This window comes from Arsenicibacter sp. R0_47 (genome assembly GCF_057652235.1).
This window is the reverse complement of sequence record NZ_JBYFCJ010000001.1, coordinates 400918-416301: the sequence shown is the minus strand read 5'-3', so window position 1 is coordinate 416301 and position 15384 is coordinate 400918. Positions and strand designations below refer to the sequence as shown.

Below are 15384 nucleotides of genomic sequence, written 5' to 3'. Positions count from 1 at the left end.
TCAGTGGTTAGATATCTACATTCAGTTTAAAGCCCAGCGAGCCTGTCATCGGCATAACGTTATAGTATTCAACGCCTTGCGACCAGCTTGTGCCGGTCGGCCGGAATGCCCGCTCAGGGTCGAGGCCCTTAATACCGTGCTGTGTCCAGGTATAGAGGTTGTTGCCGACAATGGAAAACGAGGCATTCTGGATTTTCAGGCGGCTGGTAAGGCTTTTGGGCAGGATGTAGGTAATGGCAATTTCCCGCAGCTTCACATAGGTCGCGCTGTAGAGATTCCGGTCCGGAAACGGCCGGTTGGCGTAGCGGTAGGCGCTGAACGGATCAATCCATTTGCTGCCGGCGCCGCCAAGATTTTCCACATAAACCGTATTACCGGCAGCATCTTTGGTCGCCAGTACGCCCGGATTCAGGCTGGCATCCTGTACCCGCTTTGCCGCTTCGGCGCTGCCTTCGGGCCACGGTAACCCGCCATAAGCCGCATTCCGGCCACCGATCCACTCACCCAGGTACCGCTCCGGATCGGCTTTGATCTGATCGGCCAGGCTCCGCGACCGGTCATAGGCCACACCCGACAGCGTTTCGTCCAGCATCCCGTTGTTGCCCAGAAACATCATGGTATTCGAATAGAATTGGCCGCCCTGCCGCCAGTCAATGTTCGCAAACAGGCTGAACTGCTTATACCGGATTGTCGGCTGGATACCCATGATAAACGTATGGTTGAAATTCCCGATTTTCACGAGGTTATTCGGGTCGTTATCCGTCTGGTAAAGGCCACCGCTGGTCACAATCGGGTAACCATAATAGGGCGACGCCTTGTCTTTCACCTTCAGCATCGGTGCCATGTAAATATCCCCGATCTGCCCGCCCTCGTAGGTCCGGATTTCGGCCCCGCTGTAGGAGGTAAACGAGAAATACTTAATCCCTTCGGCCAGTTTACGGATGTAGGTCCGGTTGCGGGTCAGGGTAAAATTCATGTCCCATGAGAAGTTTTCCGTTTTAACCGGCGTCGTGACGATACCCAGTTCGAAGCCTTCACTTTCGACCAGACCGGCGTTAATCTGCTTATTGCCGGCCCCCGACTCAATCGGTGTGGTAATCGACAGGACCTGGTTTTTGTTGCCGCGCTTGTAATACGTAGCCTCCAGCCCGATCCGGTTTTTCAGGAACTTCATATCGATGCCGATCTCGTGTGAGGTCGAAATTTCCGGTTTCAGGTCCGGATTGCGGAGCACGCCCCCCATGTACATACGCTTAGCGCTGCCCCAGTCCAGGGCCGTGCTATAGGTCTGCGAACGGCTGTAGGGCTCCACATCATTACCGACCTGTGCAAAACCGGCCCGCACCTTGGCAAACGTGATCCAGTGCGGCATCCGCACCAGTTCCGACGCCAGGACGCTCAGCGATGCAGAGGGATAAAAATAGGAGTTATTCCCTTTTTTGAGCGTGCTGGTCCAGTCATTACGGGCGGTCAGGTCCAGATATGCCCAATCGCGGAAGCCCAGCGATGCCGATCCGTAAACGCCGTACAGCAGTTTCTGCGCCAGTGAGCTAACAGGATTAAAGGTACCGGGCGCCCCGTTGGCGATGGTATACAACCCCGGTACAACCAGCTCGGTGGTTGCATTATAAAACGCGCGGTAATACTGACTCAGCCGGTTGGCACCAACCATCGCATTGAGGCTCCAGTCGTCCGAAAAGGTCTTTTTGTAGGTCAGCATGATGTCCATATTCTCTTCCTTGCGGTAGTCGTTGGAAATCGTGTAGCCACCTTTCAGCGCCTCGAAATTGCTGTATGCCTTTTTCGCCTCAAAGATCTCGTTGTAGGAGTCACGGGCATATTTGCCGGTCAGCATCAGTTCTTTACTCAGGTCATAATCGAGCTGGATTTTGGCCACTGTCCGGTCACGGCCGAAGCCCGTCGTATTTTCGTGTACCAGAAAAAACGGGTTGTTCTGCTTGTCCTTATATTTCCGCTGGGCAATACCTTCCTGACCCGGCAGCCAGTAGTCCCGCAAATCGTTGATATTGACCTGCGACCCGATTTCGTAAATGCTCCGGACCGGATCATTCCGGCTCGCATCAATCATCGGCCGGTTATCTGATCCCGACTGGGTTATGTTCAGGCTGACCGCCGTCCGGAAGTGGTCCGTGATGTTGTAGGCCGAGTTGAGCGCAATCGTAAACCGCGACAGATCGGTATTCGGAATAATGCCGGTATTTTTCATGTTCCCCGCCGACAGCCGGAAATTCCCTTTCTCGTAATTGCCGTTGACCGACACGTTGTTGGTGTTGGTGAATCCTGTCTGAAAGAAATCCTTAAACCGGTCCGGATACGAAACCAGCGGCACTTTCTGGCCGTTGCTGTTCCACTGCACCCACATTTCGCCGGCATCCAGCTGCGCGCCCCAGCTTTCGTTTTCGGCCTCTTCCAGCACGTGAGCACCCGTTTTCCCGGATCCGAACTTGTTCTGCACCTGCACATACTGAATCGGTCTGTCCATGACAAGTGCGGTATTGAACGACACGCCAAGGCCCTTTTTCGCCCCGGCTCCCGACTTGGTCGTAATCAGCACCACCCCGCTGCCCGCCCGTGAGCCGTAGAGGGCAGCCGCGCTCGGGCCTTTCAGAATCGAGATATTGGCAATATCATTGGGGTTAATGTCGGAGATCGGGTTACCCATGTCTGCTCCCGAAAACGAGTTAGTCAGCTTATTGGCTACCGGCACCCCGTCGATGACAAACAGCGGCTGGTTATCGCTGTTGAGCGAGTTGGCTCCCCGGATAATCATGCTGACCGATGAGCCCACACCGCCGCCCATCTGCGAAATCTGCACCCCGGCTACCTTACCCGACAGCGTATTCAGGACGTTGTTCTGCGGCGTCTGGGTGAGGGCGGTGCCTTCTACATTACCGACCGAATACCCTAACGAGCGCTTTTCACGTTTGATGCCAAGCGCGGTCACCACGGCTTCGTTCAGCATAGCCACGCTTTCCTCCATCGCAACCTGAACAGAGGTCTGCCCCCCAACCTGTACTTCTGTGGTCTGGTAGCCGATAAACGAGAACACCAGCACCGCACTGGCCGACGGCACTTCCATCCGGAACGACCCGTCGGTACCCGTTACGGTACCGGTCTGTGTGCCTTTGAGGATGATATTTACCCCCGGCAACGGAGTCCCTCCGGCCTTCGCCGTTACCTTACCCGTAATCACGTCACCCACTATACGTTTCCGGTCGGTAATGGCCTCCGGATCAGGGCCGGTTAGGTTGCCGGCCAGGGTAGTTGTGGTTCGCAGCGGCTCCGGCAGCAAAGCCGCCGTTTTCTTAACCGGCGTCAGCACATAGAGATTACCCGCCAGTTTTTCGTACCGCAGCTGCAGCGACGACGCAATGAAGGACAGCTCCTGCTCAAGCGTCGTAAATGTCCGCGTACCGTAGTCAATCACCTTATTATCAATGGTCCGGCGGTCGTAGGAGAACGAGACCTTGTAGCGCGTCTGTAATTCCTGAAGCCTTACTTTTAACGATTTTGCGTCGGCAGTCACCTGATAGCGCTCCGGCGGGGCTTCGCCGTGGCGGGAAGCCAGTAACTGTCCCGGCGACGGATGCGCCAGACAACATAGCAGCAGGTAACAGGACCAGCATGCCAGTACTCGGATGGAAAGGTTTTTCATATACAGGTAAAGGATTTGGTATTCGCTTTTGCTCACGGCTGACCGGGCTTCACAAACTTCAGCCCACCCTCTGTCCGGACGACCTGACCGGGATACGTTTTTTCGAGGGCATGGATCAGCACCGCCGGATCGTCGGCCGGAAATACCCCGTTAAACTCGCCGGGGTCAGCGCCTTCTTCGATTTCTACGTCCATATCAAACCGCTCGCGGAAGATTTTCTGCAGGTCGGTCGCACCGGCGTTTTCCAGTACAATTTTCCCGTCCTGCCAGGCGGCGTAGTTTTTCACGTTTATGTCCGTTCTGGCGAGCCGCCCCGATGTCCGCGAGTACTCAACCAGTTCACCGGGTTTCATGATGAGTTTGCCCGCCTTGTTGCCCGCCACCGTCAGCTCCACACGCCCCGACTCCAGGGCCACGGCTGTCTGCTGCGGACCGCTTTTTACAGTAAACCGGGTTCCCAGCACAACCACATCCACATCACCCGAATGAACGATGAATTTCCGGTTGCCGGTCAGGTGTTTTACATCAAAAAAGGCCTCCCCGTCCAGCCATACTTCGCGGTTACCGGTTTCATTGGCCTCCATCCCCGACACCTTTATGGCCGTACCTTTATTGAGCGTTACCAGCGACCCGTCAGCCAGTGTCATTACCATCCGGTTGCCGGCAGTAGCATAGGTCCCCGCCGGCTGACGCTGTTGCAGAAACCAGCCCACACCAAACCCGGCCAGCGCCAGACAGGCCGCCAGTGCCAGTACCCGCCGGTAGGTAATCCGGAACACCGGACGGCGCTGCTGTGCCTGCTCCCATTCACTGATCCGGCGCATAAGGACTTGCCGCGACTGACTAATCTGCCGGTCGGTGACCTGTTGTTCCTCCTGCCGGTGAATCAGGGACAGTAATAAGACAGCCTCATCGGCCGCCGATTTCAGGTCAAGGTCTTCGCGCAGCAGCTGATTCCATTTACTGACACAGGCAGCATCGGTCTGAAAGTACCAGGCCAGAAAGGTATCGTCGGTGATTAGTTGTTCAGGTTTCATAACGTTGAGTAGCCTTACACTAACCAGTACCCCAAACCCTCACGGGATAATCATTTTTTTTCCTTTTTTTTTATTATTTATTTAAACGATAAAATTCTGCCACCGCCAATAGCCTTACCGGCCCTGATTCCGGTATATGCATAAATCCCCCCTTCATACCCATGGAAGATAGTCAGCTATGGAAGGATTTCCGGAACGCCGACCGGCGGGCATTTGAAACATTATTTACCAGATATTACCGGGCACTTTACCACTACGGCCTGAAAACAATACCCAACGGGCAACTCCTTGACGACTGTATTCAGGACCTGTTTTTTGAGCTGTGGACCAATACGGCGCTTCCCGAAGAGGTTAGTTCGGTAAAAGGGTATCTGTTTAAGGCGCTGAAATATAAGCTTATCCGGGAAATCAGGAAGGGCGAGAAGTTTGAAGGCATTAGTGAAGAACCCGAACACTGGTTTGAGTTCAGCCATGAAAGCCGGTTGATTGAACAGCAGACCCACTCTGAACAGCAGGAACGGCTGCAGCACTTTATGCGTCAGCTCACACGCCGCCAGCAGGAAGCGGTCTACCTGCGTTTTTACAGCCAGCTGACGTATGATGAAATTGCGGAAATTATGGCGCTGACCTATCAGGCAGTCGTAAACCTGATTTACAAAGCCGTCAGGTTTCTCCGGGAACACCTGGTTCCGCTGATTCTGCTGCTGATTATCGCCTGAAACCAGCCGCAGGTCAAAAATAAAACCACACCAGCCGGCATGGCGTTATAAGCATCTGAGGTTAAATTACTATATATAGCCGCATGAGCCGGCCGATCCGCTTATTCATAAGGCGGTGTTTCGGGCACAACTGACGGCGTTTGCTCATCAGGCGGTTTAACTTCCGGAACGCTGTTCCCTTTCCAGTATTCCAGCAGCTTATCCATCATGGCTACCCAGCCGTGAAAATCGCCCGGTTTTTCAATAAATGAACTTGCTCCCAGCTCATAGGCCTGTAATACAGAGCCTTCCTTTGCATAACCCGACAAAATAACAACCGGAATCTGAAATTCAGCCAGCTGCTTTTTCAGCTCGGGCAACAAGACAAAGCCATCAGACTCCGCAGCCTCCAGAAAAAGGTCAAGCAAAATCAGCTTTGGCCGGACATTATCCGGTTTATTAAAATACGCGACTGCTTCGCCGGCAGTACGGCAACGCATAAACAACACCTCCGGAAAGTGCTTATGCGCAGCCCTTGACATTATGTCGAAAATGTCAAGGTCATCATCAATCACCAAAACGGGAAAAATCTGAGGAAAGTCAGTCATGTACAATGTGTTTTATCACTGTTGCTGTTTTCGAAAAACGCCTCAAAAGGAAGCGGGAAGTGTGCGTGAAGCGGTAAGGACGGACATACGATCTGCTCAACCGGGAGAAGAAGGAGTAGTAGTCAGTTGTTAACTAAAACTTACCAAAAGTAGTCTAATTAACCTCAATCAACCAATAAAGTTTATAGGTTTTATAAATATACCCGGAAAATAAGGAATCCCTGGTTTATTCCACTGAAAAAATGCTGTTAATACTCCTGATGATAGTTCATCTGACTGCATTTTATCATATATTTGAAAGAAATCAGAATATTAAGTTCCCTGTCCGTATACGCTTATCATCAATTCGTACGTTCTCAGTATATGATTGTCGTTTTAGTTTGCAAAAGTAGCCTCACCCGTTACCTGGTGAGCAAAACGGACAGCTTACTTCCAGTTTACCCTCTTAAACGACAATATGTCAAACGCCCCCGTATCTGTTAAATTCCTGAACCTCGAAAAGTCCGGTTTCTTTCCGGTTCTTAAAAGCCGCGTTGAAGCGCATTTCCAGCAGCAGACACTCTGCAAGACCGGCGGCCTGCCGATGATCCTGAAAGCAGTTTTTATGCTGTCGCTTTATCTGATTCCGTACGGTCTGATTCTGACCAACCGTCTGCCGCTGCCGGCTATGCTGCTTTGCACGATCATCATGGGTTTCGGAATTGCCGGAGTAGGTATGGCCGTCATGCACGATGCCAACCATGGATCGTTTTCGACCAGCAACCGCATGAACCAGTTGTTCAGCGCCAGCCTGTTTCTGCTCGGAGGCAATGTTTACAACTGGCGCATTCAGCACAACCTGAACCATCATACCTATACCAATATTGATCAGCTGGACGAAGACATTACCGGTAAACCGTTTCTGCGGCTATCGACCTGTCAGCGCTATCGGTTTTTCCACCGCTATCAGCACCTGTACGCTTTCCTGCTGTATACGATGATGACGCTTTCCTTTCTGGTGAAAGACATCCGGCAGGTACGCACCTACCGGCAGCAGTCAAAATCAAAGCACAACAAGCCGTTCCCGCTGAACGAAATCCTGATTCTGATTCTTGGTAAATTGTTTTACGTGGCATTTGTATGCGTGCTGCCGCTCTGGCTGACCGACCTTACCTTAGGGCAGTGGCTGATCGGGTACCTGGTGATGAACGCCATTGCCGGCATGATTCTAAGCCTTGTATTTCAGGTAGCCCACCTTGTTGAAGGCATTGACGAGCCTGTACTCAACCAAAAGGGCTGTATCGAAAACGCCTGGGCTATCCATCAGCTGGAAAGCACTGCCAATTTTAAAAGTTCAAAAGCATTTTCGTGGTTTATCGGCGGGCTCGATCATCAGATTGAACACCACCTGTTCCCGACCATCAGCCACGTACATTATCCGGCCATTGCGCCCATCGTGAAGGCAACCGCCGAGCAATTCGGCCTGACCTATCACCAGAAGCCGTCTTTTCTGGGGGCTATTTATGCCCACACCCGGATGCTGAAGCAACTCGGCAGCCGGTAGAACCGCCGCCGCTGATTTCCCCCGTAGCCTGGCTTCGGCAGCCATCAAAAAAACAACCGCCAGAGTCAGGCTACCTGATATTCTGTTATTTTTGCAGAACAATCACAATTCACAACGCATGGATAACCGGGCCGTCGAAAAAGCAACAAATGCCATTTCGGATAAATACCGGCTTGGTATTTTACAGGCACTGGCCCAAAAAGGCTGCATGACCAGCACCGATGTGCAGGAGCTTACCGGCCTGTCGCAACCCTGCGTCTCTCACCATGTTAAACTCCTGACTGACAGCGGCCTTGTCGAAGCTAAAAAAGAAGGCAGGAGCCTCCACCTGAGCCTCAATAAGGAAGCCCTGCACGAACTTACGGCCTTCCTGAATGGTCTGATCTGATTTTTTTTCACCAAAAACATTTAAACTTTTAAATGTTTGAAAGTGTTACCCCTCCGAATAGTCCCCGACAACTCAATTAGACGACCGAAAACATGTCAGAAACGATTTTTTCATCGGCTCAGCTTGGTAACATTACGCTGAGTAATCACATTGTAATGGCTCCGATGACCCGCAACCGGGCAACAACAGACCATGACGTCACCGACATCATGGCTACCTACTACGCACAACGCGCATCTGCCGGCCTGCTTATTACGGAAGGCGTTGCGCCTTCGCCGAACGGCAACGGTTATGCACGGGTTCCGGGCCTGTACACGCCCGCGCAGGTAACCGGCTGGAAAACCGTTACGGATGCTGTACACGCTAAAGGCGGTAAAATCTTCGCGCAGCTGATGCACACCGGCCGTATTGGTCATCCGGCAAACATGCATGCCGGTGGTACAGTGGTAGCGCCCTCGGCTATCGCCGCAGCCGGTGATATTTATACCGACACCGAAGGCATGCAGCCGCAGCCAACACCGGAAGCGATGACCACTGAGGCCGTGCAGGCAACCGTTGCCGAGTTTGTTCAGGCAGCGCAGAATGCTGTTGACGCCGGTTTTGACGGGGTAGAAATCCACGCGGCAAACGGCTACCTGGTCGAGCAGTTTATCCGCCCGACATCAAATACCCGTACTGACCAGTACGGTGGCAGCACCGAAAACTACGCCCGCTTTGCCCTCGAAATCGCACAGGCAACCGCCGGAAAAATCGGTAAAGACAAAGTCGGCATCCGGTTATCGCCATACGGTGTTTTCAATGACATGCCGTATTCAACAGACTACGACGTTATTTACGCCTATCTGGCCGAACAACTGAACCCGTTCGTTACCTACATCCACCTGGTGGACCATACTTCAATGGGCGCACCGGCTGTGGATCCGGCCATTGTCGATACCATCCGCGCGACCTTTACGGGTACCTTAATCCTGAGCGGCGGCTACGACCTGGCCCGCGCCGAAGCTGACTTAGAGGCCGGTAAAGCCGACCTGATTGCCTTTGGCCGTCCGTTCCTCGCCAACCCTGATCTGGTTGAACGGCTGCAAGCCGGCGCCCCGCTTAATCAGCCGGACTTTGGTACATTCTATACACCAGGCACTGAAGGCTACACTGATTATCCTACGCTGGAAGAGGTTGAAGCCTAAACCATTATTCTCCGGCTGCCCTTACAGGCAGCCGGATTTTTTTTCACAGACTACTTGTCTTTTTATTTTTCTCAAATAACTTTGCACTACAAAGTACTTTATAAATAAAAAGACAATGCCGATTTCGACAACGCTTGACCGGCTTCATGCATCGGTAAAGAAAAACAGGTGGTTCTGGTATTTTACGGTCTTTTGCCGTATTGCCCTGGCGGCAGGCTTTTTACCATCAGGATTTGTCAAAATTATGGGTGAACGGTTCACGTCACTGTCGGTAAATCACCCGATGGGGCATTACCTGGAAGCGTTGCATAAAACAGGCTTTTATTACCCCTTTATCGGTGTGCTGCAGATGACAGCCGCTTTTTTCCTGCTGATCCCGCGGCTGGCAATCATCGGAGCGTTAATTTATTTACCCATCATCCTGAATATATATGTGTTATCAGTCGCTGTCCGGTTCGATGGCTCCCTGCTGACATCACCGTTAATGGTACTGGCAAATCTATACCTGCTGTGCTGGGACTACGACAAGCTGAAATACATTTTTCCCTTCAACCGGCTACCGGAACCCGAGGTCAGGCCTGTCGCAAAGGCAACCTTCCGCACCTTCCCGGTACGTTTTTTCGCCGGTGTAGCCGCAACCGTAATACTGCTGGCGTTCCTGCTGCTGACCGGCTTTGACCTGAAACCACGTAACCACACCCGGGACTGTCTGACGCAGTGTGCTGGCAGTGCTAACCCGCAGGCCTGCGAGGAGTTCTGCGACTGTATCCACCGGCAGGGGCGTCCGCTCGATGAATGTTTAGCTGATTACGACCGGCAGGGTCCCGCGAAAAAATAGCCGTTTTGCCATTAATGTAGCTTTTTGAGATTACCTGAATGACGCATGGCACCTTGCTGCCTGAACAGTAAACAACAATCCATTTACGTTGATAATCAACGTCCTTTTAGTATACAAATAAAGTACGAACCAATAAATCAAATGAATATGTACCATCAGGATGCGTTCAATCGGGTCAGCCGGAAATCAGTGAGTATCCGGGCCTTAATCGGTGCGGGGATCGGCCTGGCCGTGATCAGTCTTTTTCTGTCGTCGGTAAAACACCCTCGTCCGGAATGGGGTGACTACTGGATGGTGAAGCCGTTGATTATTGTTCCGCTGGCAGGCGCCGCCGGCGGGATTGTCTCCGCCTTCATGGACTTTTTTGCCCATCTGAATGGCTGGAACAAACTGCTCACCCGGTTTATCAGTGTGCTGGCAGGTCTTATTGGTTTATGGTTAGGTATTGTTCTGGGACTAAACGGCACACTATGGCACTAAAAAACAGCTAAACAGTCGCTTACGCAGCGACGCACTCCCTGTACATTGCCGGAACAATTTTATAACGGGGCTTTTATGTTCCGGAGACGTACACCAAACGGCCTGCGGCCCGTAACTGACTTGGTAACCAAGCCGGTCTACGGGCCGCAGGCCGTTTTAAGCATATGGTATATACCAACAGGCTGCTACACCGTTTTCAGGCGGCGGCCCGTTGCTATATCGTGGCATTTATTTCCGGCGCTCCGGAAGAGGAACGATTTCAGCATTAATCCGGCTGCCTTCCAGAATATTTTTGGCAAAAATAGAATGTCCTTTCGGAGCCATCAGGAAGAGTTTGCCGCCGTTAATGATTGTCAGTTGGTGTAGCAGTTTGAGTTTTGCGGTCAGGTAGTCCTTATCGCTGGTCTTCAGCATGACTTCAAAGTATGTCCGTGCTCCTGATTGTATTCCTGTAACATCCGGTACAAACGATTCACCGTCCTGCTGACGGCCATAGCCTCCGGGTTTAGTAAAGCCCTCGGCATTTGCTTTGATATCAGTGTAGCCACGAATTCTGGCCCATTCAGCTACTTGCTGAATGAATTCCTGTTTGTTCATAGAGGATTTAATTATTTTAATAGAGCAAGCGAATGCTTATCACATGAGTTCAGTTAGCCGGCTTCCGGAATTGCGGGATCAGATCGAAACGTTTTGCGGCCTGCTCTTCCGTCAGATAAAGAATCGTTTTGGGCATATTCCGTACTAAGTAGGGCATTTTACTGGCTTCAACAGCCTGATGAGCAGCCTTCTGACGTTCTTTTACAGTTAGCTTTTGCATAGTTTCGTTTGGTTAAAACAGAGGAAATGTAAACACATAATGCAGGCTACATATCGCTCTGTAACCCCGCCGGTAAGCACACTAACCCGCGTTATCAGCCGATTTTACGCACCTCAACGGCATTCGGGCCTTTCGGTGTCGTCTCAATCTGAAAACTAACTTTATCCTGTTGACGAATATCGTCAATAAGTCCATTTTTATGAACAAAGATACTCTGCTGCGATTGAGTATCCTTAATAAATCCGTAGCCTTTTGTATCGAGCCAGGTTGTTACAACACCTTTACGCTCCGCAACAGACGGTGTGGCATCCTGCCGGTCAACACCGATTGAAATGCTTCCGGCATCTATCGTTTTCTTGTTACGTGGATCGGGAGGGGTCGTCGTCAGATTACCGTTTTCATCTACATACGCCAGCATCATATCCAGGCCCTGCCCTTTTGAGGCATTTGCCTTACGCTCTTCTTTTTTCTGTTCTTTATCCTGCCGCTTTTTATGTCTGGCTTTTTCTTTTTCTTTTTTTGAAAACGTTTCCTGCGATCTACCCATAAATACCTCTGTTGGTTTAATTAAAAATTACACTGCTGTGCATAGCAATGTGGCCCGCTCGGGTCGAAAACAGGTAACCGTGTTTTGACAGAAGCGGGCCACATTTATTTTACAACCACAAACTTAATAAATAAGTTGCGTTCGGGAGCATTCCTACTAAAAAATACCCTATAGGGTTGACAGCCTTGACAATCAAATAAATAAAACCAAAAATTCCTGACAAAGTATTAGGAAATGTCGTTTATTGGCCTTTTATTTGCCGCAAACAATAAAAAAATGCAAGAAGGAACAGTTAAATTTTTCAATGAGACCAAAGGGTTTGGCTTCATTACCCCAGCTAACGGTGGCGCTGATATTTTTGTGCACGTTTCAGGTCTTATTGATGACATTCGTGAAAACGACAAGGTTAGCTTTAATGTTGAGCAAGGCAGAAAAGGCCTGAATGCAGTAAATGTAAAACGGGCTTAATTCATAAGATATAGCTAGTTAATGTAAAAAGCATGCTTTCCGAAGCATGCTTTTTTTTTGCCCTCCTGCTCCGGAACAATCAGAAATCTCCTCCGTTTTCGGGACAACCGGCAACCATTCTAACGGCCTGTTGTGTATATTCGGGATTTTAACCGCGTATACTTCATTAGCTTACATGATTTTACCTAAACGACCTTTTCAGTCTGAAACAATTTCCGGAATTGGCCTCGGGACCTGGCAGCTCGGCAGCGCCGACTGGGGTCATGTTACAGAAGAAGACGCCTTCGCGATCCTGCAGGCCTATGCAGATCAGGGAGGAAATTTTATTGATACCGCCGACGTCTATGGCACCGGCATCAGCGAACGGACCATCGGCAGGTTTCTGAAACAATCCGCGGCCTCCATGCTGGTCGCTACCAAACTCGGCCGCCGCTCCGACAGCGGGTTTGGCTGGCCACAGAACTTTACCTACGACACCATGCGGCGTCAGGTAGAATCGTCGCTTACAAACCTCCGGCTTGATCAGCTTTTTCTGGAACAGCTGCACTGCATCCCGACCGAAGAACTGCAAAAAGGGGAAGTGTTCGATCATCTCCGCCGGTTGCAGGATGAAAAACTCATCCGCCACTGGGGCGTCAGTGTCGAAACGGCCGAAGAAGCCATGATCTGCCTGCAACAGGACGGGCTTGCCTCCCTGCAAATTATTTTCAACCTGTTCCGGCAGCACATCGCCGACGAATTCTTCGCGCTGGCACAGGAAAAAGGCGTGGCGCTGATTGTGCGGGTGCCGCTCGCGAGCGGCCTGCTGACGGGCAAATTTACCAGGGAGACGCAGTTCGCCCCGACCGACCACCGGAACTACAACGCCAACGGCGAAAAATTCAATGTCGGCGAAACCTTCTCGGGCGTCGCCTTCGAGGATGGTGTAGCGCTAACCCAGGCCATTGCCGCACTCATGCCCGACGACCGGCTGGCGGCCTGGGCTATCCGCTGGATTCTGGACCATCCCGCCGTTACAACCGTGATTCCGGGCGCAACCAAGGTACAACAGGTACAGACCAACGGCGAAGCCGCGCTTCTTCCCCCGCTCCCGGCCGAAACACACGCTGCCCTCCGTGCCCTGTACGACAACCAGATCAAACCCAAAATCAGAGGAAAATACTGATATTAAAGAGTGAAAGTGATAAAGAGCGAAAGAGCGGTCATGCTCTTATTCTATCGCTCTTTCACTCATTCACACTATCACTCATTCACTCTATCACTCATTCACTCTATCACTCATTCGCTCTTTCACTCTTTCGCTCTTTCACTCTTTCGCTCTTTCACTCTTTATTCATGAACAAACTACTACTTACGCTGGCTGGCAGCTGCCTGATGCTGAACAGCCTTGCGCAGAAACCAGCGACCGCCCCGGCAGAAACACCGGCGCCCAAAACCGAAAAAGCCGGCGCGTTAGCCCGTACCCTGAGTCTGGATGCCCAGGTTGTTACTAAAGGAGAGGTGACGATCAAAGGCCAGAAGGTGCCGTACAAAACCACAGCCGGAACCATTCCGGTATGGGACGAAGAAGGCAAGGCCATTGCCGGTGTGTTTTTTACCTATTTTGAGCGGTCGGATGTCAGTGACCGCTCAACACGACCGCTGGTTATCTCGTTTAACGGTGGTCCCGGCACCGCTTCTGTCTGGATGATGATCGGCTATACCGGCCCGCGCATCCTGAAAGTTGATGATGAAGGCTATCCGGTGCAGCCCTACGGTATGCGCGACAACCCGAACTCGATTCTTGACGTAGCGGATATTGTGTACATTGACCCCGTTAATACCGGCTTTTCGCGGCCAGCCAGTAAGGATGTGCCAACGGCAAAGTTCTTCGGTGTTAATGCCGACATCAAGTACCTGGCCGACTGGATCAATACCTTCGTGAGCCGCTACAATCGCTGGGCATCCCCGAAATACCTGATCGGTGAAAGCTATGGAACAACGCGGGTGTCGGGGCTGGCCCTCGAACTCCAGAACAGCCACTGGATGTACCTGAACGGCGTTATTCTGGTGTCGCCGACTGACTTAGGCATCAAGCGCGACGGTCCGGCCAAATCGGCCCTGATGTTGCCTTACTACGCCGCCACGGCATGGTACCACAAAGCCCTTCCGGCCGATCTTCAGAAAAGAGATCTGACCGATATACTACCTGAAGTAGAGACCTTTACCGTTCAGGAATACTTACCGGCCCTGACAATGGGCGGTGCACTGAGCGACCAGAAACGAAAGGAGGTTACGGCTAAAGTAGCGCGTTACTCCGGCCTGTCAGACAAGATAGTTGCTCAGCTGAATATGGACATTCCGACCAGCTTTTTCTGGAAAGAACTGCTCCGCGACCGTGGCTACACGGTTGGCCGGCTGGACTCCCGCTACCTCGGCATCGACAGCCGCGACGCAGGTATGTCGCCTGACTACAATGCTGAGCTTACCTCGTGGCTGCACTCGTTTACACCGGCCATCAACCAGTACATGCGGGAAGAGCTGAACTACAAGACCGACCTGAATTACTTTATGTTCGGCCCCGTCCGTCCGTGGAACAACGATGGTAACCAGACCGGCGAGAACCTGCGGCAGGCAATGGCCATGAACCCGTTCCTGCACGTGCTGGTCCAGTCGGGTTACTACGACGGAGCCTGCGATTACTTCAATGCCAAATACAACATGTGGCAGATTGATGCAGGCGGCAAGCTGAAAGACCGGATCAGCTGGGAAGGTTACCGCAGCGGCCACATGATGTACCTGCGGAAAGAAGATCTGGCCACCAGCAACGAGCACCTGCGCCAGTTTCTGAAGAAGACCGCCACAACCGGCACGAATCAGCCCCAGCCGGCTAAATACGGCGGGTCAAAGTAAACATTTGTAAAATTCCGTTATCTTTGTAGCTGCTAATCTTAAAGGGGTGCCTTAATACAACGGGCTGAGATTATACCCATCGAACCTGATCCGGGTAATGCCGGCGAAGGGAAAGTAGCTACGTTTCGACGTATTTTCATGCATTGGCTTGAATCAGAAGCCATGCTGAAACCGTCAGCAACGGGACGATGCTGATTCCATCGTTATC

Annotated in this window: 15 protein-coding genes and 1 riboswitch; of the genes, 9 read left to right on the top strand and 6 right to left on the bottom strand. The window is 51.7% G+C overall.

Annotated elements, in window-relative coordinates; genetic code table 11:
* Positions 1 to 7 precede the first annotated feature (7 nt).
* Positions 8 to 3676, bottom strand: coding sequence for a SusC/RagA family TonB-linked outer membrane protein (locus tag AC23NW_RS01720; RefSeq protein WP_487447292.1), 3669 nt, complete (start codon positions 3674 to 3676; stop codon positions 8 to 10).
* 32 nt (positions 3677 to 3708) lie between these two features.
* Positions 3709 to 4713, bottom strand: coding sequence for a FecR family protein (locus AC23NW_RS01715; protein ID WP_487447290.1), 1005 nt, complete (start codon positions 4711 to 4713; stop codon positions 3709 to 3711).
* Positions 4714 to 4874: 161 nt separating this feature from the next.
* Here AC23NW_RS01715 and AC23NW_RS01710 point away from each other — a divergent pair, with 161 nt between their 5' ends.
* Positions 4875 to 5432: an RNA polymerase sigma factor gene (locus AC23NW_RS01710; protein ID WP_293836769.1), complete on the top strand. Its 558-nt coding sequence runs from the start codon at positions 4875 to 4877 to the stop codon at positions 5430 to 5432.
* Between the two features lie 101 nt (positions 5433 to 5533).
* Here the strand turns inward: AC23NW_RS01710 and AC23NW_RS01705 are convergent, their stop codons facing one another.
* Positions 5534 to 6019, bottom strand: coding sequence for a response regulator (locus AC23NW_RS01705; protein WP_487447288.1), 486 nt, complete (start codon positions 6017 to 6019; stop codon positions 5534 to 5536).
* A gap of 457 nt (positions 6020 to 6476) precedes the next feature.
* Here AC23NW_RS01705 and AC23NW_RS01700 point away from each other — a divergent pair, with 457 nt between their 5' ends.
* From AC23NW_RS01700 to AC23NW_RS01680, 5 genes are all read left to right on the top strand, one after another.
* A complete protein-coding gene (locus AC23NW_RS01700; protein WP_487447287.1) occupies positions 6477 to 7562 on the top strand; it encodes a fatty acid desaturase family protein in 1086 nt (361 codons plus the stop codon).
* A gap of 118 nt (positions 7563 to 7680) precedes the next feature.
* A complete protein-coding gene (locus tag AC23NW_RS01695; protein WP_487447286.1) occupies positions 7681 to 7950 on the top strand; it encodes an ArsR/SmtB family transcription factor in 270 nt (89 codons plus the stop codon).
* A 92-nt stretch (positions 7951 to 8042) separates the two neighbouring features.
* Positions 8043 to 9134 (top strand): alkene reductase, encoded by a 1092-nt coding sequence (locus tag AC23NW_RS01690; protein ID WP_487447284.1) that lies wholly within the window; start codon positions 8043 to 8045, stop codon positions 9132 to 9134.
* 115 nt (positions 9135 to 9249) lie between these two features.
* On the top strand, positions 9250 to 9972 hold the full coding sequence (locus tag AC23NW_RS01685; protein WP_487447282.1) for a DoxX family protein: 723 nt from the start codon (positions 9250 to 9252) through the stop codon (positions 9970 to 9972).
* Between the two features lie 147 nt (positions 9973 to 10119).
* Positions 10120 to 10452, top strand: a complete 333-nt coding sequence (locus AC23NW_RS01680; RefSeq protein WP_487447281.1) for a potassium transporter KefB — start codon at positions 10120 to 10122, stop codon at positions 10450 to 10452.
* Positions 10453 to 10680: 228 nt separating this feature from the next.
* Here AC23NW_RS01680 and AC23NW_RS01675 read toward each other — a convergent pair whose 3' ends face one another.
* The 3 genes from AC23NW_RS01675 to AC23NW_RS01665 all read right to left on the bottom strand — a co-directional run bounded on the left by AC23NW_RS01675 (position 10681) and on the right by AC23NW_RS01665 (position 11816).
* Entirely contained in the window at positions 10681 to 11049 is a 369-nt protein-coding gene (locus tag AC23NW_RS01675; protein WP_293840564.1) for a hypothetical protein, read from the bottom strand.
* Positions 11050 to 11098: 49 nt separating this feature from the next.
* Positions 11099 to 11269, bottom strand: a complete 171-nt coding sequence (locus AC23NW_RS01670; protein WP_177225785.1) for a hypothetical protein — start codon at positions 11267 to 11269, stop codon at positions 11099 to 11101.
* 94 nt (positions 11270 to 11363) lie between these two features.
* Positions 11364 to 11816 carry a cold-shock protein gene (locus tag AC23NW_RS01665; protein WP_293840568.1) on the bottom strand — a complete coding sequence of 151 codons (453 nt, stop codon included), beginning with the start codon at positions 11814 to 11816 and terminating at the stop codon, positions 11364 to 11366.
* A 276-nt stretch (positions 11817 to 12092) separates the two neighbouring features.
* Between AC23NW_RS01665 and AC23NW_RS01660 the strand changes: the two genes are divergently transcribed.
* From AC23NW_RS01660 to AC23NW_RS01650, 3 genes are all read left to right on the top strand, one after another.
* A complete protein-coding gene (locus tag AC23NW_RS01660; protein WP_083421823.1) occupies positions 12093 to 12284 on the top strand; it encodes a cold-shock protein in 192 nt (63 codons plus the stop codon).
* 175 nt (positions 12285 to 12459) lie between these two features.
* A complete protein-coding gene (locus AC23NW_RS01655; RefSeq protein WP_487447280.1) occupies positions 12460 to 13449 on the top strand; it encodes an aldo/keto reductase in 990 nt (329 codons plus the stop codon).
* Between the two features lie 170 nt (positions 13450 to 13619).
* The gene (locus tag AC23NW_RS01650; protein ID WP_487447279.1) at positions 13620 to 15176 is read left to right on the top strand and encodes a S10 family peptidase; all 1557 of its coding nucleotides are present in this window, start codon (positions 13620 to 13622) and stop codon (positions 15174 to 15176) included.
* Positions 15177 to 15208: 32 nt separating this feature from the next.
* A riboswitch (TPP riboswitch) is annotated at positions 15209 to 15306 on the top strand.
* Positions 15307 to 15384 lie beyond the last annotated feature (78 nt).